Raw genomic sequence first — 17617 nt, 5'->3', positions numbered from 1 at the left:
TACTGTCGGCGAAGTGGAAAAACTGGCTTTCCGAATTTATGGAAGCCCCCTATAGTCGCCGTTTCCGAAAGTGACGCTGGCTGCATAGTCCGCATCGCCGAGCTTCAGGTTGCCCTGATAGACCTGGCCGCCGTGCGTAACCTGGCCGCCATTGAGCGTGAGCTTGACAGTCGGCGCCTGCTGAGTACCAGCAATAACGATGCCGTCGATTGCCTCAGAATTCAGCTGGGTGATTTCCAATGTACCGCCCTTATTTACGGTCGTATCGTAAACCGCATAGCTCAGCGTGTTGGCTTCGCCTTCCTTCTTGGCGGGAATAGAAATGGCCGTCGTGAGCGTGGCATTCTTGCCGATCGTAACGGAACCAGCAGTCAGAACGCCGGTGTTTGTCAGAGAGGCGGAAGCGTCATCGGCACCACCGAGCGAAAGGGTCGTGGCAGTCAGCTTTCCGGAATTCGACGCGCTGCCTGTGGTCACGGAAAGGCTGCCTCCAACGGCCGTAGAGCCTTCGTTCGTGATCGAGCCGCCATCAACAACTACGTTTGCCTTGATGTTTGTCGTGCCAGTCTTGGTCGTATTGATCCCGCCAGCAGTGATGGTGACCGCCATTGCAGACGCCTGAGCACTGTTCAAAGACGCTTCTAACTTCTCATGACCGTTGCTGCCATTGCCGTTGGAAAACGCCAGATTAAGCGTACCGGCATTGTTAATCGTACCGCCCGTGATATTCAGGGTCGGAGCAAGAATGGCGCCAAATTTCTTGTCAGCAATAGAAACATTAGCCGCATTGCCAAGTTCCATTACCTTCTCAGTGCCGACGTACAAAATGCCGGATTTATTGACGGAAGAACCTGCAAGATTCACCTTTGCGCCGTCAGTAATGAGCAGCTTGCTGGCTTTACGAATATTAGAAGCAGCATCCTGAGCACCACCCCAAAGCATGCCATTCGTAACATTGACAACGGTATCTGCACCCGCCACGAGCGTCTGACGCACGCCGTCAGCGTCAACATAGGCATAGCCGCCGATATTGACACCGTCGCGCCAGTTAGCCTCAGCGTCACCGCCGTCGATCGTTACCTTACCGCCGGTGATACTGAGGTTGTAGAAGTTGTTGGCGCCTTTAACGACGAGTTCGCCGTCGGTCATGTTGAGGGATGGCGCAAATTGCTTGCCATCAGCGGTTTTAGGAGTCTCGTTTACATTTGTGATAGTAGCTTTGCCGCCTTCAATCGAGATCGTCGCATTAGCAGTAACCTTCGAGGCATTCTGCGTAATGGCTACATCATCCCCCGCTTTTACGACAAGATCCTTGCCCTCATAAACGAGAGACGTACTTTCGGCCATGGCAACACCAGCAACGAGAGAAGCCACCGCCGCAGCGATCACCGTCTTCACAGCCTTGCCCTGATAGGAAGACGCCTTCTCGCTCGTCACGACCGTGCCGCGTGTGAGAGAACGGGCGACCTTGAAAGTCTTATTCATTTTTTGGGTTAACTCCAAATCAATTGATTTCCTGAACCGTCCTCCATAAAAGAAGGCAGTTCATGCCCATCCGGCGCTCCCATGGAGAGCGCGCGGTTCTGAGCACGAACCGATCCTAAAAAAATCAAATGAACGGGGGGGGGGTAACCCTAATAGACCTTGTGAAATCAGTCCTATCAGCTGTAATTAGTCATCGTAATGAATGCGTAGGGAAAATACTCATAAATTAACTTTGTGACATCCGTGCTACGGCTTTATAGGGTTTACCCTCAGCCTGAAACAGCGCTGGTTGTCAGCCCTCCCTTTGCATCTGAAAACAGTCCTTCCCCCGCGCTCGGAACGGCATACAGGAGCCCTCATACCTCATTGAAGACCCAAGAAAGCCGGGCGCCCACGGCGTGCGAGCGATGCCTCGACCCCGCTTTCATAACGGATCCCGTCAGCTCAACCCGCGTCTGCGGAAACTGAATCCCAATCTTCGCGTCGGCCGACATCTGGAATTTCGGCAGATCCGCCACCGCAAGCTCCCCGCGGGCGCCTTCAATTCCCGGCACTGTCACCGTCATCGAAGCCGAGTCGGAAGTCAGCCCATGCATCGCAGCATTGAGCGACCCATCAATTCTCCTCGGCAGCCACTCTTCAAAGATGCCCTTGGCCGCAAAGTTGATGCCGCCCGCAATGCGGCCTCCCAGGGTTGCCGAAACGGCATAACCGCCCGACTCCCGGGTTTTGAGAACGTCTCCCGATTCCGCCTGCCAGAGTGCCTCCGCATCGCCCCACTTCCAGACACGCGCTCCGGATAGCCCCGTCACCGTCCAGTCAACGCGGGTGCTCCCCAAATCCCCGAAGAGCGGGCATTCCGTCATGAGGCCGAAGCTCCAGAGCGAGCGCTTCACGCCTTCGGCATGCAGAAATTCACCGGCAGACGGCACCCGTACCTTGTCAGCGGCCTCGGACCAGGTGAGATCCATCGTCACCCGCTTTTCTTCAACCGGCACATACGCAAAGACGGAAACGAGCGCGCGTTCGGAAGAACCGGTGAGCGGAAGCCTGGACTCTTCCGCATGGTGATTAAAGTCCGATTCCGTGAAGGCGCCGTAGAGCCCGAATCGGATATCACCTTTCCCCAGAACAAAGGCTCCCCGGATGGTCGTGTCGTCGCTCGTTACCTGTTGATTCATCCCCAGATCCGGAATCGGAACGGAAGTCCGGCTTCTTCCTCCCGACGCGTCCACCATGACAGGGATCGAGGTCATCACTTCCGGGATCTTTCGCAGAATGGAATCCTCTTCCACGGGCACTGGCACGCGCCCTTCGAGCTCAAGCGTCCGAACGACATCTCCAATGTTCCCCGAAAGCATCGTCATGTCGGCCGTCATCCTTTCGCGGGTGCCGATCGCCGCCGTGGAGCCGGCCACGCGCACGAGGTTCGCGGCCGTTGCCTCGGGTTCCGTATAGAGAAAAAGCTTTCGGAAATACTGAGGCGTGAAGACATCCTTTCTCTTCAGCCACACGGCCTGAGTGAGGCTTGCGAGCGGACCTTCGAAGGCGGGCGGCTGAATGAGAATGTGGAGCTTCCCGTCGGCGCCGTAATAGAGGTCTCCCGTTTTCCCCTCGGTTCCTACGTACACCGTGAGGTTTTCGAGCCCCGTCACCTTGCCTTTAGAAAAGTCAAGGCTCTCCACCGCGTCGCGGTCCGCGATCAGGGGTTCGCGCGGGGTCTCTTCCGCATCATTCCCGCCCGGGGCGCTTCCGGAACCGTCGCCAGCCGAATCGTTCGGATTTTCTTCAGGCTCCTCATCCGGCACTTCTGGCACGGCTTCGGGGAAAATCCAGAGAATCGACCCCAGCTCAAAATGGGTCCAGGTTCCTTCGCCAGTCGTGAGCTTTGCGTTCGGGCCGTCAAGCTCAATGACGCCGTCGCGGGCAACGAGAAGGTTCTGACGCAGGCTGCCGGCTTGTTCCTCATCGACTTCGCCCACCTGAATGGCGACGTTGTCGGCAAGAAGAAAATCTTTTCCAATGACAAGCGTCCCAGCATCGGGATGACGGTCGCCCGGAAGTTGATCCGCATTGCTCATAGTGTTCAGCCCGACGACAAACCGGCCGCCCTTGAGGAGCTCGATTCTCATAGCCGCATCCGGGTCAATCAGAAGGTCTCCCACGCAGAATCGGGCAGAACCGAAAACGGAAGCTTCCAGGTTTTCCGGAATGTCGCCGCCCCCGAGGATCACCCGGGTCGTCCCCTTCGCGGCGTGAAAGACTTCTGCGTTGAAGATGCCGCCCTGATAGACAGTCTCGATAGGCTCGCCGGTATCCGAATCAAAGCCTTCCTCGATCCATGGCGTCGCCCGAATCTCGATCGTGCCGCCCTCTGTACGAACGCTGCCGACAGTGATCATCGAGCCGCCTTCCATAGAGATCCTGCCTGCTTCACCGAGCTGAATGGCACCTCCAATAGCGCCCTCTTCATCGAGTTCACCTGCAATCTCAGAACCTTCTCTCAGTTCAAGCAGGCCCTCCGCGAGGCTGAGGTAGGCAACATCTCCCAAATAAGACTTGCCTTCGAGTCGAAAGAGACCTTTGTCCGTAATCGAGATATTTGGGGATGGCGGGCCGTATGTGAAGGTTCCTTCGCTTAGCGTAAGCCTTCCCCCGGCAACATCGATTTCTCCGATGCTTCCAGAACTCGTCTCAATCCTGAGATTCCCGCTCGAAGCGATTTCGAGCCGATTGAGCTCAAAGTAACCCTCTGGTCCCCAGACCTCCTCGCCTGAAACAACCCGATCTGAATTCCATTCATCCTCCGGCGTATCGGCCTGAACCCCTGACAGAGGAAGCATCGCAATGCTGAAGCACGCCGCTGCTATGGGCGTCAGCCGGGATCGGAAGCAGCGTGAAGGAGAGGATTTCTTTTCCTTCAGGCCCCTCGCCCTTTCGGCAGCAAGGAGTGAAGGCAAATCTGTGGCCGCGGTGGCTCGCGAGTGTTCGCTCATTGCCATCCGGGCGAGCGTTCGTATCTGAGCGTTCGTCATGGATCTTAGTCATCGTGGTCATTAGAGCCTCGCTCTAAGCGAAGCAGACGAACGATGCATTTTGCTGACCCGTAAACATTTCATGTGTAGTATTAACCCCTAATCACCCTCCCGTATTTTCGTTATTTGATACCGTAATACATTTTATTTGAAACAAAGCCCCGGCACGCCGAAGCGCCCGGGGCTGTGAAAATCACTCTAGGAAGGAAACTTAGTTCCTCAGGCTGTGAATCGGAGCGGGGATGCGGCCGCCGAGCTTCACGAAGCCGGAAGCGTCGCCGCCCGGCACGCGGATGATGCTCGCTTCACCCAGGAGGCCGCCAAAGACCGCAACGTCGCCCACGGTCTTTCCGGGAACCGGGATCACGCGGACCGCGGTGGTCTTGCCGTTGATCATGCCGATCGCCGCTTCGTCGGCGATCATGCCCGAGATGGTCGAAGCCGGCGTATCGCCCGGAATCGCGATCATGTCGAGACCCACGGAGCAGACGGAAGTCATGGCTTCGAGCTTTTCAAGCGTGAGGGCCCCGGAGCGCGCAGCCGCCTCAATGGCGCTGTCTTCCGAGACCGGAATGAAGGCGCCCGAGAGCCCGCCCACGTGCGAGGAGGCAAAAACGCCGCCCTTCTTCACCTGGTCGTTCAGCATCGCGAGAATCGCGGTCGTGCCGGGAGCGCCGATGGAGGAGAGGCCCAAGGACTGGAAGATTTCGCCCACGCTGTCGCCCACGGCCGGCGTGGGAGCAAGCGAAAGGTCGGCGACGCCGAAGGGGAGGTTCAGGCGCTTGGCGACTTCGTTGCCGATAATTTCGCCCACGCGCGTCACCTTGTAGGCGGTGTGCTTGATGACTTCGGCGGCATCCGTGATCGTGAGGTACTCGCCCTTCGCCTTCACCGCGCGGTCAAGCGCCTTCTTGACGACGCCCGGGCCCGAGACGCCCACGTCGATCACGACGTCGGGTTCGCCGACGCCGAGGTAGGCCCCCGCCATGAAGGGCACGTCCTGCGGAATATTGCAGAAGACGACGAGCTTCGCGCAGCCGATCGCGTCGCGGTCCTTCGTCGCATGCGCAACGTCGAGAATGCGTTCGCCCATGAGGCGCACGGCATCCATGTTGATGCCGGCCTTCGTCGACCCCACATTGATCGAGGAGCAGATGCGGTCCGTGGTGGCGAGCGCCTCAGGGAGCGCATCGATCAGGTTCTTTTCGCCCGGGGTCATGCCCTTTTCAACGAGGGCGCCGAAGCCGCCGATGAAGTCGACGCCGACTTCCTTCGCGGCCTCATCGAGCACGCGGCAGGCGGCAACCATTTCGTCGCGCGAGAAGGCGGCGCCCACGGTGCCGATGGGCGAGACGGAAATGCGCTTATTGACGACGGGAATCCCGTAGCGGTCGCCCACGAGATCGCAGGTTTCAACGAGCTTCGAGGCATAGCGAGAAATCTTGGCGCGGACCTTGTAGGCGAAGCTGTCGAAGTCGGACGAAACGCAGTCGAAGAGGTTGATGCCCATCGTGACGGTGCGGACGTCGAGGTGCTCCGAGCGGAGCATGTTGATGGTGGAAAGTACCTCGCGGTCTGTCAGCATTTTTTGGTTTCCTAAGAATTCGGGTATGTCGGATCGAGAGGCAGATCAGTCCACCTTCACGCGGTGAATGGCTTCGAAGATGTCGCGGTGCTGGAGATTGCAGCGAAGCCCCATCGCGCCCGCGCGGTCGATGAGCGTGCGGTGAAGCGCCCGGCGGTCGACGTCGAGCGGAATCTGGGCTTCAAAGACCTGAAGCGACATGCCGTCCTCGATCGGGAAGGCGCGCAGACTCTCAATGTTGATCTTCTGCTCGGCGAGGATCCGCGAGAACGTCGTAATGATGTCGTTTCTGTCCGGCCCCCAGATGCTGATCACATAGGGTTCGCCTTCGAGGTTTTCCGTCGGCTCCACAAAGTCGAGGACGAGCACGGCCTGCTTCAGCTTGCGGCGGCGGATCTCTTCGTTCAGATCATCCTCGATCACGGACTTGTCGAGGTCGACGGGCTTCTGCACCACGCACATCAGGGCGAACTGCCCGTGAAGGGTAACCTGACTCACCTGCTCGAGGTTTGCGCCGTGGCGCGTAATCACGGAGGACACTGCGGATACGATGCCGGGACGGTCAAGGCCGAAAACGCCGACGAGAACGCGGTCCATATTTGCTTCTGTCACGGGGAATCTCCTCATGGGGCCTAAAGTGAATCCTGGCCGGGGATCGGAGGCGCACCGTCAAAGAAGCGCGCTCCTCAGGGGTATGTGCAATTAAATTAGTTTACGTCGGGCATGCCGCCGGCTGGGCCGAATGCCCTCAAGAATCGTCTTAGTCTACTTGAGAGGAGCCGATTCTCTTTGCGAACGCATCGGGCAAAGCGAGAAGCCCGGAAAGCCGCGGGAAGGCCGCAATGGCAGCGTCGCGCGAAACCTTCGCCGCCTCTTCGACTGTGATGCCCCGGAGTTGGGCGGCAGCCTTTGCGGCTTCGAGAATGTCCGCGGGTTCTGTGGCGAGAGACAAGCCTTCCTTCTCATGGGCGTCCCGCCGCTTCGACCCGGGCATGTCGGGCGCATCGGTTTCAAGAAGCCAGGCGCCGTCAGGAAGCTCCGCGAGATGCCGGCGGATGCGCTTGCTCCCGGCGTAGGTGGCGGCGCCCCCGAACCCGAGTCTCAGGCCGAAGCCAAGAAAAGCATCCCGCTCAACGTCAGAGCCGTTGAAGGCATGAACGGCTCCTCCGGGTGGCGGCAGGCGCCTCAAGGCTCCCATCGTCTGAGATCCGCTTTTTCTCACATGAATCGAGAGCGGCAGCGAAAATTCACGGGCGATCCGGAGTTCCGCGAGAAAGACCTCTTTTGCGAGCGCCTGATCGATGCCCGGCACAAAGCCGTCAAGACCCACTTCGCCGATCCCGATGAAGTGGGGATCCGTCATCCGCTTCGCCACCTCCTCGCGCAGTTTTTCTAGCGTTCCCTCGCCTACTTCGTTGAGCGCAAGCGGATGGATGCCGAGGAGGTAGCCCAGCCCCGCTTCGCAGGCCACCTCGCGGGTGAGATCCCAGTTCGAAGGTCCCCCGGCGCAGAGAAGCATGTTTTCAACGCCGGCGCGCCGGGCGTCGGCGAGGAGTTCCGGGAGGCGCTCCCTCAGCCTCGGAACCCAGAGGTGCGAGTGCGTATCGATGAAGCCCATGGCAGCCTCACGCTTTAGAAATTCTTTTCGACCGGTTCGATCGCCCCGTCAGCGAGCTTTACAACGCAGTCGCAAAGACGCGCGAGGTCGCGGTCGTGCGTGACGATGACGATCGCCGCGCCCTTTTCGTGCGCGAGCTTAAGAAGCGACTCAAAGACCTGCTCAGCCGTTTCCTCATCGAGGTTTCCCGTAGGTTCGTCGGCGAGAATGCAGGCGGGTTCCGTAATAAGCGCGCGGGCAATGGCCACGCGCTGACGTTCGCCCCCGGAGAGCTGCGACGGAAGGTGATCGAGCCGGTGCCCGAGTCCCACGGCTTCGAGCGAGGCTCTGGCCTTCGCGCGCGCTTCCGTCCGGTTCATGCGGCGGATGAAGAGCGGCATTGCGGCGTTGTCGAGCGCTGTGAACTCGGGTAGCAGATGGTGGAACTGGTAGACAAAGCCAAGGCGCCGGTTTCTCAGACGCCCGCGTTCGGACTCGGAAAGCCCGGAAAGCTTTTCGCCCGCGATCGAAACTTCGCCCGAGTCCAGGGCGTCGAGCCCTCCAAGAATATGAAGAAGCGTCGACTTCCCTGATCCTGAAGCACCGAGAATCGCCACGGTTTCGCCCGGCATCACGGTGAGGCTCACGTCCTTCAGTACCGGCACGGCCGCCGCGCCGTCTCGGTAGGCCTTGGCGACGTGCACCGCCGAGAGAACCGGTTCATTCGCGTTATTCATAACGGAGCGCCTCCGCAGGGTGAAGTCTTGCCGCGCGCCAGCTCGGATAGAGCGTGGCGACAAGGGACAAAAGGAAGGAGAAGACCGAAATCGGAATGATGTCGGAGAGTCTCGGATCGGAAGGCATCGAGCTGATGAAGTAGATCTCTCTCGGGAGGAATTCGACCCCCATGAGGCTCTCGATGAAGCTCACGATGGAGCCGACGTTGTAAGCCACAAGGAGCCCGACGGCGACGCCGGCAGCAACGCCCACGATCCCGACGATCGTCCCCTGAATCATGAAGATCGCGAGGATGGAGGAGCGCGAAGCCCCGAGCGTTCTCAGAATTGCAATGTCGGCCTGCTTTTCCTTCACCGTCATGACGAGGGTCGAGACGAGACCGAAAGCGCCCACAAGGACGATCAGGAAGAGAATGATCCCCATCATGCGCTTTTCAACCTGAACGGCCGCAAACCACGTGCGGTTCTGCCGCGACCAGTCGGACGCGTAGACGCCTGCCGGGAGCATCTGAGCCACCGACCGCGCGATCTCGGGCGCCTTATTCATGTCGGCCGTGCGAAGCCGCAGCCCCTGGGGGCCCCCGGTGCGGAAGATCGCCGCGGCGTCCTCGATGTTGAGAAGCGCCATGGTGCTGTCGTATTCATAGTGGCCGGAAGAGAGGTACCCGAGGACCGTCAACTGCCGCATTCTCGGCATGAGTCCCGCCGGAGTCATGTTTCCTTCGGGCACGATGAGGGCCACCTTGTCGCCCGTGCGGACGCCGAGCGCTCTTGCGAGATCCCGCCCGAGAATGACGCCGAAGCTTTTGGGCGTCAGGTCCTTCAGCTCCGCGCCCCCGGAAATGTTCTCAGACATTTCGCTCACGCCCGGCTCCTTCGCGGGGTCGACGCCCTTCACAAGGGCGCCGCGGACCACTGAACCGGAATTGAGGAGCCCCTGCCCCTGCACGTAGGGCGCGGCGGCAAGAATGTCGCTTCGGGCTTCAAGCTTCCTGGCGAGCCCGTCAGCGTCCCTGAGCGGTCCCGGAACAGCCGTCACCTCGATATGGGGAATCACGGAAAGCATCCGGTCGCGGACCTCCTTCTGAAAGCCGTTCATCACCGAAAGCACGATGATGAGGGCGGCGACGCCCAAAGCAATCGACGCGACGGAAATGCCGGAAATAAAGGACATGAAGCCGTCCCGGCGGCGGCCCTTTCTGCCCTGCCTCGTATAAGTGAGGCCGATCATGAATTCAAATGGCGTCTGCACAAAAATCCTCTCTCCGGATCGTTTCCGAAAGCGGGAGTTCCTTTCAGGTATTTGTCGTCAAGGCGCTCATTCTAGCGGCCGCATCATGGGGAAAGCGTGAAAGGAAAAGAAAAAGAATTCCGCAACAAATTGTTTTTCCTCGACTTCATGAGGAAAGAAAGCCTTTCGGCTGCACCGCACTCCTCGGAAAGGGAAATGCCGCCGGCGCATGATCTCCGGCCTTCGCTTCAGAAGGCTTTCCCCAAGGAGAGAAGAACCCGCAGGCAGAGAGCGTCCAGCGTGCGGGCGGCTACAATGCCTTCCATTATGACAACTGCCTTTTATCTCCTTCCCGGCGCGCGTCTTCCTCAGGGATGCGCCCGTGAGGTTCTTGCGTCCCTAACGGACGCGGACCGCACGCGGCTCACGGCGCTCGGGACCGGGCGCGAACCGCCCGGCATTCAGCGGCTCTCGGAGCCTCTTCACGAATATTCGCCCCACCGTGCGTGGCTCTGGAAAGTGCTCACGCACCGGACGGGCGCGCCCGTCATCGCCCCTTATGCCTGGATGGCCGAGCACGGGCCGCGGCTCGATCAGGAATTCTGGTCGATCGACTTCTGGACGAAGGATTCTTCGGGGCGATTCGCGCGCTTTGAATTTGCGGACGACGCGCTTCCCCGCGCCGCCTGCGCGGCGGATCCGGTTCTTGCGGCATCCGGCATGCGCCTCATGATTTCCGGGAAATCGTTCTACGCTGCGACGCGCGAGGGGCTTAACTATTCAGCGCGCCCCTTCGAGGATCTCTGCGGCATGGAAGCAGCGCATATCGCTCACCTCCCGCATCTTGCCGACGGCGCCGACAGGGAGCGCGTGAATGAGCTCCTTCACAGGATCGAAGGCGCTCTTCGCGCAGCGCTCCCTGAAGAAACGAAGGCCATTCACGGCCTCTGGCTCTCGGGGGGCGGCCGGTCCGCACCCGTTTTTCCGCCCTCAACCTTCCGCTCAGTCCTCGCGAACGACCGCACGGCGCTCGCCTGGGCCGAAGACGCCGGAATCCCGAAGGCATACCTCGGGACGCTCGGCAAAAGGACCAAATGGCCCGAAGCCCCGGAGGGCGACCGCATTCTCGTGATCAACGACCTCTATGACGCGTGGCTCAAGCACGACTGGGACGCGTGGGTTGAACGCATCCCAAAGCTCCTCGACAAGCTCGAACACTGGATCGGCGAAGAGAAGCCCGCGCGCCTGACGGAAAACGTCATCGTCGCCTTCGGGCACGGCACCTCCGCGACGCTTGTTCCCGAAAAGAGGGGCGCGCTCGGGTTCCTGAAGCGCAAAAACGTCGTTTCTCCGGAAAAGTGGCTTTTGGACTCTGAACCCAACACTTCCGGAATGAACGGGGAGGACGCAGCATGACCCGCATTCTTTCCCGTACCTACGATCCCCATGCGGCCGAAAGGCTCGCGCGCGCAGGGTTCCTTCCACCCATTGCCCGGGCGCTTGCAGCCCGCGGCATCAGCGAAGCCTCGGACCTCGAGCAGGAGTGGCAGGGGATGATTCCGCCCGCCATGCTCGAAGGCACCCGCGAAGCGGCTGAAAGGCTTGCCGCGGCCCGCGAAAAGGGCGAGCACGTCACCATCGTCGCCGACTACGATTGCGACGGCGCGACCGCCTGCACGGTGGGACTGAGGGGCTTTCAGATGCTCGGCATCAGCGCCTCCTACTTTGTTCCCGACCGTGTGGTGCACGGCTACGGCCTCACCCCGAATGTGGTCGACATCGTGGCCGCGCGCGACCCGAAGCCCTCTCTCATCGTCACGGTCGACAACGGCATTTCGTCCGTTCCGGCGGTCGACCGTGCCCGCGAGCTCGGAATCGACGTGATCGTGACCGACCACCATCTGCCAGGCCCCGAACTCCCGCGCGCCGTTGCCATCGTCAATCCCAACCGCGCGGATTCGGTTTTCCCGTCGAAGAACCTCGCGGGCGTGGGCGTCATTTATTACGTCCTTCTGGCCCTCCGGGCGCTTCTGCGCGAGCGGGGCGTCTATGACGCGAAGACCCAGCCGAGGCTCGACCAGCTCGTCGACTTTGTTGCCCTGGGCACCGTCGCCGACGTCGTGAAGCTCGACAAAAACAACCGGATTCTCGTTTCCCAGGGCTTAAGAAGAATCCGGTCGGGGCGCACCCACGCGGGTCTCGAAGCGCTCTTCGCGATTGCCGGAAAAGACATCCATACGGCGGGCGTGCGGGACTTCGGCTTCGCCGTCGCTCCGAGGATCAATGCGGCAGGGCGCTTGGGCACCATGGAAAGCGGCATCGAGTGCCTCCTTTCCGACGATCCGTCGCGGGCGCTTGCCTTTGCAGACAACCTCAATTCCATCAACGCCGAAAGGCGCGAACTCGAGGGCGAGATGCAGCAGGCTGCGGAAGCGGCGCTCGAAGCGGTCGACCTTGACCACCGGGCGACCTTCTCTCTCTACAACCCCGACTTCAACGAAGGCGTCGTGGGACTCGTCGCCGCGCGCCTCAAGGAACGGATCCACCGTCCGGTGATCGCCTTTGCGCCCACGGAAAATCATGAACTGAAGGGCTCCGGTCGTTCGATCCCCGGCATTCACCTTCGCGACATGATCGACCTCGTTTCGAAGGCCCTTCCCGGCGTCGTCATCCGCTTTGGCGGCCACGCCATGGCGGCGGGTCTTTCCATTCGTCCGGAGAGCCTCAGAGAATTTCAGGAAGCCTTTGAAGAAGTCGTGCGCACGCACTGCGATGCCTCGGTTTTCGAGCGCGTCGTGCTCACGGACGGTGGGCTCGCTCCCGACGAAATCACGGAGAGCCTCTGCACGGAAATCGACCGTCAGATCTGGGGCCAGGGATTTGAAGCGCCGCTCTTTGCGAACGAATTCACGGTGCTCAACCAGACGCTTCTCAAGGACGCGCATTTGAAGCTCCAACTGGGCTTAGGCGGCCAGCGCTTTGAAGGCATCTTCTTCCGTCATCGCGAGCCCCTGCCCATGCAGGCGAAGATCGCCTACCGGCCCGCCATCAACGAGTACCGGGGACGCCGCACGGTGCAGCTTGTTGCGGAAGCGGCGGAATAGTCCGTTCCGGCCTCAAAAAACCTTCCGGCTTCTTCTTTTTCCTGCTTTTTCTTTGGGGAGAGCGCTTCAGGCGCTCTCCCCATTCCGCTTATAATTCCGGGTTTCATGATTTCACTTCGGGCTGCCCCTAAGGGCTTTGGCCTCTATCAGCGCGGCCCGTCAGCTCCCCCGCGGGATTTATCCGGATCTTTTGGGACCGGAGACCCTCTCATTACCAGCGGACCTGGGGGAGCGCATCAACAGGACTCAAAATGGAAGCTGAACGCATCAATCAGATTGAATCCCTCATCGAAGATCTGGGCCGCAGGCTCGCTGAACTTCGGAGGTATCTTTGACGTCGACCGCAAGGCACGACGACTCGAAGAAGTCAATCGCGAGATTGAGAATCCCGACCTCTGGAACGATCCCAAGCACGCTCAGGAAGTGAGCAAGGAAAAGAAGATGCTCGACGACATCGTCGGCAGCTTCGAAAGGCTCACCGCGGGACTTGCGGACGCGAAGGAACTCTTTGAACTTTCGATGGCCGACGAAGACTGGGACGCCGTCGAAGCGATCGGCGCCGATGTTGACGGCTACGCCGAAGAGGTCGGTCAGCTTGAATTCAAGCGCATGTTCAACCAGCCGATGGACTCGGCCAACTGCTACCTCGAAATTCAGGCAGGCGCGGGCGGCACGGAAGCTCAGGACTGGGCGAGTATGATCGAGCGCATGTACATGCGCTATGCCGAACGAAAGGGCTTCAAGGTGACGCTCGAGGAAGAGTCCGCGGGCGAAGTCGCGGGCATCAAGTCGGCAACGCTCTTCATCGAAGGCGAATGGGCCTACGGGACGCTGCGCACGGAAACGGGCATTCACCGTCTTGTGCGCAAGAGCCCCTTTGACGCCAACGCCCGCCGCCACACCTCCTTCTGCTCGGTCTACGTTTATCCGGAAGTCGACGACTCGATCGATATCGAGATCAACCCGGCCGACCTCTCGATCGACGTCTTCCGCGCTTCGGGCGCGGGCGGCCAGCACATTCAGAAGACGGAATCGGCTGTTCGAATCCACCACATCCCGACCGGCATCATCACGATCTGCCAGGACGACCGCTCGCAGCACCGCAATCGCGAGAAGGCGATGCAGCAGCTGAAGGCGAAGCTCTACGAACTCGAGATGAGAAAGCGCATGGAAGCGCAGACGAAGCTCGAGGAGCAGAAGTCCGACATCGGCTGGGGCCACCAGATCCGCAGCTACGTGCTCGACCAGTCCCGCGTGAAGGATCTGCGCACGGGCGTCGAAACGGGCAACACCGGCGCCGTACTTGACGGCGATCTTGACCAGTTCATCGAGGCGAGCCTCAAGAACGGCGTGGGCGGTCTCCCCGCTGCTGAGTAATCGCTTTAAACCTGAAAGCCTAAGAAAGGAAGGCGCGAGGGAGAACCGCGCCTCTTTAGACGAGGCACATCAAGCCTTTCAGAAGGAAATTCAAATGGCTGAAAATGAAATCCAGACGGCGCAGGAAGCCGCAGCCGAGGAGAACCACATCATCGCCGAACGCCGCGCGAAGCTCGCGCACCTGCGTGAAACGGGCGTGGCCTATCCCAACGACTTCGTGCGCACCGACCTCTTCGGCGACCTGCGCGAGAAGTACGGCGAAATGAGCGCCGAGGAGCTCGAGAAGCTCGCGCCTCAGGTTGCCTGCTCGGGCCGCGTGATGCTGAAGCGCATCATGGGCAAGGCCTCCTTCTGCACCGTCCGCGACTTTACGGGCGACATGCAGTACTTCGTTCAGATGAACGAAGTGGGCGAAGACGCCTACGCCGCCTTCAAGACCTTTGACCTCGGAGACATCGTCGCCTGCCGCGGCACGCTCTTCAGGACGCGCGCGGGCGACCTCGCCATCCGCGCGAAGGAAGTTCGTCTCATGACGAAGAGCATCCGTCCGCTCCCCGACAAGCACAAGGGCCTTCAGGACACCGAGCTCTGCTACCGCCAGCGCTACGTCGACCTCATCATGAATGAGGATTCGAGAAAGCGCTTCCTCACGCGCTCGAAGGCGATCGCCGCGATCCGCCAGTACATGCTCGACCACCGCTTCCTCGAAGTCGAAACGCCGATGCTCCACCCGATCCCGGGCGGCGCCAATGCGAAGCCCTTCATCACGCACCACAATGCGCTCGACATGGACATGTACCTGCGCATCGCGCCGGAGCTTTACCTGAAGCGCCTCGTCGTGGGCGGGTTCGAGCGCGTCTTCGAAATCAACCGCAACTTCCGCAATGAAGGCGTCTCGGTCCGTCATAACCCTGAATTCACGATGATGGAGTTCTACTGCACGTACTGGACGTACCGTGATCAGATGGACTTCACGGAAAACCTCCTGCGCACGGTTGCGAAGGAAGCCACGGGTTCCGCGGTTCTTCAGTATCAGGGCCATACGATCGACCTCTCGAAGCCCTTCCATCGCCTCACTCCGCTTCAGGCGATCAAGAAGTTCGCTCCGGACTACACCGACGAAGAGCTCAACAACCCCGAATTCATCCGCGGGGAGCTGAAGCGCCTGGGCGGTGAAATCCCGGTCGACGCCGGTCTCGGCGCCCTTCAGATGGCGCTCTTTGAAGAAACGGCCGAGTCGAAATTGATCGAGCCCACCTTCATCATCGACTATCCGGTCGAGATTTCGCCCCTTGCGCGTGCGTCGGACGCGGATCCGGAAATCACCGAGCGCTTCGAGCTCTACATCGCCGGCCGTGAAACCGCCAACGGCTTCTCGGAACTGAACGACCCGGACGATCAGGCCCGCCGCTTCAAGGCCCAGGCCGACAAGAAGAGCCACGGCGACGATGAAGCCATGTACTACGACGCCGACTACATCCGCGCGCTCGAGTATGGGCTCCCCCCGACCGCGGGCTGCGGCATCGGCATCGACCGCTTCATGATGCTCTTGACGGACGCGCCGACCATCCGCGACGTGCTCCTCTTCCCGCATATGCGCCCGGAAAACTTCAAGGGTTAATCGCCTGAAATGATGAAATCTGATGCCGGGGACGCTTTCACGCTTCCCCAGGCATCCGACTTCGAAGCCCGCCTCGAAGCGCTCTATCAGACGCTTAAGGCGGGCTTTTCCATGTCGGATGCCGGACTTGTATCCGTCTTCTGGGAAGGGGCTCTCATCGGGCGCACGCGCCCGGAATTTGCCGAGAAAATCGGCGCGCTTCCAGGGGCAAGCCTCTCCTCAGGCGCCCTCACGCTCCCTTACGGAGACCTCACAGACTTCGGCTTCGCAATGAGGGATAAGGGGCTGAGCCAGGGCTGGCGCGATGAAAAACTCGACCTTGTTCCTTTGGATCAGCCTGAGGCGGCTCCCGTCGGCACGCTCGAGCGCGCGCTCTACCGGCCCTTAGGCGCCCGGACCTCGGCCATGCACCTCGCGGGCCGCATCCGGAATCCCCGGGATGCGCGGGATCCCGTTTTTCTCCTCGGAAAAAGGAGCGCAAAAAAACTCGTCGGCCCCGGACTCTGGGACGGACTCGCCGCGGGAATGATTCAGGCGGGTGAAGCGCCTCTCGAAGCGCTCGCGCGGGAATCGCAGGAAGAGGCCGGCCTCACGGCGTTCGACCCGGTGAAGGCGGAGTTTCTCGCCTGCGACCATATTTCCCGACCCGTTCGCGGCGGGTGGATGCATGAGGTGAGCTACGCCTACGCGGCGCTGCTCCCTGAAGGATTCATGCCGGAGCCCGTTGACGGCGAGGTGGATCACTTTGAATGCGTGAGCGCGGAAGAGGCCCTGAAGCGCATTGAAGAGAACCTCATGATGAAGGAGGCGGCGATGACGCTTCTCCTTTCCATCAGGAAGCTTCTCTGAGGATGAGCGACATGACCGCCCTCCGGGCGGTCAATTTGGTGCAAAACTCCGGGAAAAACGGCTGTTTTTAGGTTGTTCCGAGGTCGTTCGGGCGTCAAAACGCCCTGAAACAGCTTTTCCTCGGATTCACGGTCACCGATAACCCGCTTGCGCGGAGAAAAGTGCACCACCGTCATCCCCGAGGCCGTTATCTGCTTTTCGGGAATCGAACCGCCGCAGCCTTTCACGGCATTTTTGCGCTTCAGAAGGCCTGAATCAGCACTTTGATGCCCTTTTTGAGCCTGCCAACCCATCAAAACGCGCAGATTCTCAATTTTTCAAAATTCGCGGTCGCCAATGGCGGATCACGCGGGAAAAAGTGCACCACGCCGATGCAGAAGCAACGTTCCGCACCGTTCTGAAACCGCGAAAAGAAAAAAGCTGCCCGATCCCGAAAAGGGAATGGACAGCTTCAAAGAGGCGTCTGAGAACATCAAAGCCTCACAGGCTCACAGGCGGCTCAGACTGGAATTGACGGGGACGAGAAGCTGCGGCTTCGTGCCTCTCTTCTCGCAGTAGTCCGTCACCCACTTGCGGCAGGTGCTCACGGAGATCCCGGTGCTTTTTTCGATTTCGTTCCAGGAATAGCCCGAGAGCCGAAGCTGAATGACTTTTTCCCGGATTTCCGGCGGATAGCGGTACTGATTGCGGGAAACCTTGATCCGAAAGGTGCCCTTGCGAAATTCCCGGCTCCAGTCGCGAACCGTGTTGACGGAAAGATTGAGAATGCGCGAGGCCCGGGTATAGCCGATGCCGTGCCGAAAAAGCTCCACCGCCTGACGGCGCTTTTCTTCGGATGCGCACTTTTCCCGCCGCTCACGTCGTGCTTCCAGCGTCCGCTCGTCGGTCTGCGACATCATGACTGCATCTCCTTCAGAAAATTTCGGTTTTCCGAAGAAAAGAAGCCCGTCTCCCGAAACACTCTCAGGAAACGGGCTCTATCAAGAGGGTCTTCTG

General features: G+C 60.1%; 13 protein-coding genes. 5 read left to right on the top strand and 8 right to left on the bottom strand.

Going from position 1 to position 17617, the window contains the following annotated elements; translation table 11 throughout:
• Positions 1-36: 36 nt before the first annotated feature.
• The 7 genes from Q0106_RS02910 to Q0106_RS02880 all read right to left on the bottom strand — a co-directional run bounded on the left by Q0106_RS02910 (position 37) and on the right by Q0106_RS02880 (position 9691).
• Complete coding sequence (locus tag Q0106_RS02910; protein WP_297608583.1) at positions 37-1485, bottom strand: hypothetical protein; 1449 nt, start codon at positions 1483-1485, stop codon at positions 37-39.
• Between the two features lie 356 nt (positions 1486-1841).
• On the bottom strand, positions 1842-4520 hold the full coding sequence (locus Q0106_RS02905) for a hypothetical protein (RefSeq protein ID WP_297608580.1): 2679 nt from the start codon (positions 4518-4520) through the stop codon (positions 1842-1844).
• A gap of 211 nt (positions 4521-4731) precedes the next feature.
• A complete protein-coding gene (locus Q0106_RS02900) occupies positions 4732-6105 on the bottom strand; it encodes a PFL family protein (protein WP_152158509.1) in 1374 nt (457 codons plus the stop codon).
• Positions 6106-6150: 45 nt separating this feature from the next.
• Positions 6151-6717, bottom strand: a complete 567-nt coding sequence (locus tag Q0106_RS02895) for an ACT domain-containing protein (protein ID WP_297608577.1) — start codon at positions 6715-6717, stop codon at positions 6151-6153.
• A gap of 148 nt (positions 6718-6865) precedes the next feature.
• On the bottom strand, positions 6866-7723 hold the full coding sequence (locus Q0106_RS02890; RefSeq protein ID WP_297608574.1) for a TatD family hydrolase: 858 nt from the start codon (positions 7721-7723) through the stop codon (positions 6866-6868).
• A gap of 14 nt (positions 7724-7737) precedes the next feature.
• A complete protein-coding gene (locus tag Q0106_RS02885; RefSeq protein ID WP_297608571.1) occupies positions 7738-8439 on the bottom strand; it encodes an ABC transporter ATP-binding protein in 702 nt (233 codons plus the stop codon).
• Entirely contained in the window at positions 8432-9691 is a 1260-nt protein-coding gene (locus tag Q0106_RS02880; RefSeq protein WP_297608569.1) for a lipoprotein-releasing ABC transporter permease subunit, read from the bottom strand. Before Q0106_RS02880 ends, Q0106_RS02885 begins: the two co-directional genes overlap by 8 nt.
• 294 nt (positions 9692-9985) lie before the next feature.
• Here Q0106_RS02880 and Q0106_RS02875 point away from each other — a divergent pair, with 294 nt between their 5' ends.
• The 5 genes from Q0106_RS02875 (at position 9986) to Q0106_RS02855 (ending at position 16621) form a co-directional block, all read left to right on the top strand.
• The gene (locus Q0106_RS02875) at positions 9986-11086 is read left to right on the top strand and encodes a hypothetical protein (RefSeq protein WP_297608568.1); all 1101 of its coding nucleotides are present in this window, start codon (positions 9986-9988) and stop codon (positions 11084-11086) included.
• The gene (gene recJ / locus Q0106_RS02870; protein WP_297608566.1) at positions 11083-12774 is read left to right on the top strand and encodes a single-stranded-DNA-specific exonuclease RecJ; all 1692 of its coding nucleotides are present in this window, start codon (positions 11083-11085) and stop codon (positions 12772-12774) included. Before Q0106_RS02875 ends, recJ begins: the two co-directional genes overlap by 4 nt.
• Before the next feature lie 251 nt (positions 12775-13025).
• A protein-coding gene (gene prfB, locus Q0106_RS02865) for a peptide chain release factor 2 (RefSeq protein WP_139687991.1) occupies positions 13026-14151 on the top strand; the annotation gives its coding sequence in 2 pieces (ribosomal slippage) (positions 13026-13106 and positions 13108-14151; 1125 coding nt in all).
• A gap of 94 nt (positions 14152-14245) precedes the next feature.
• Positions 14246-15772 carry a lysine--tRNA ligase gene (gene lysS, locus Q0106_RS02860; protein WP_297608564.1) on the top strand — a complete coding sequence of 509 codons (1527 nt, stop codon included), beginning with the start codon at positions 14246-14248 and terminating at the stop codon, positions 15770-15772.
• A 9-nt stretch (positions 15773-15781) separates the two neighbouring features.
• A complete protein-coding gene (locus tag Q0106_RS02855; protein WP_297608562.1) occupies positions 15782-16621 on the top strand; it encodes an NUDIX domain-containing protein in 840 nt (279 codons plus the stop codon).
• A 488-nt stretch (positions 16622-17109) separates the two neighbouring features.
• Here Q0106_RS02855 and Q0106_RS02850 read toward each other — a convergent pair whose 3' ends face one another.
• Positions 17110-17520 (bottom strand): helix-turn-helix domain-containing protein, encoded by a 411-nt coding sequence (locus tag Q0106_RS02850; RefSeq protein WP_139687995.1) that lies wholly within the window; start codon positions 17518-17520, stop codon positions 17110-17112.
• Between the last annotated feature and the right edge of the window lie 97 nt (positions 17521-17617).

Source organism: uncultured Sutterella sp. (assembly GCF_937923675.1).
Classification (GTDB): Bacteria; Pseudomonadota; Gammaproteobacteria; order Burkholderiales; family Burkholderiaceae_F; genus Sutterella.
Note: the sequence above shows the minus strand (reverse complement) of the source record. Positions and strands in the feature narration are given on the sequence as shown.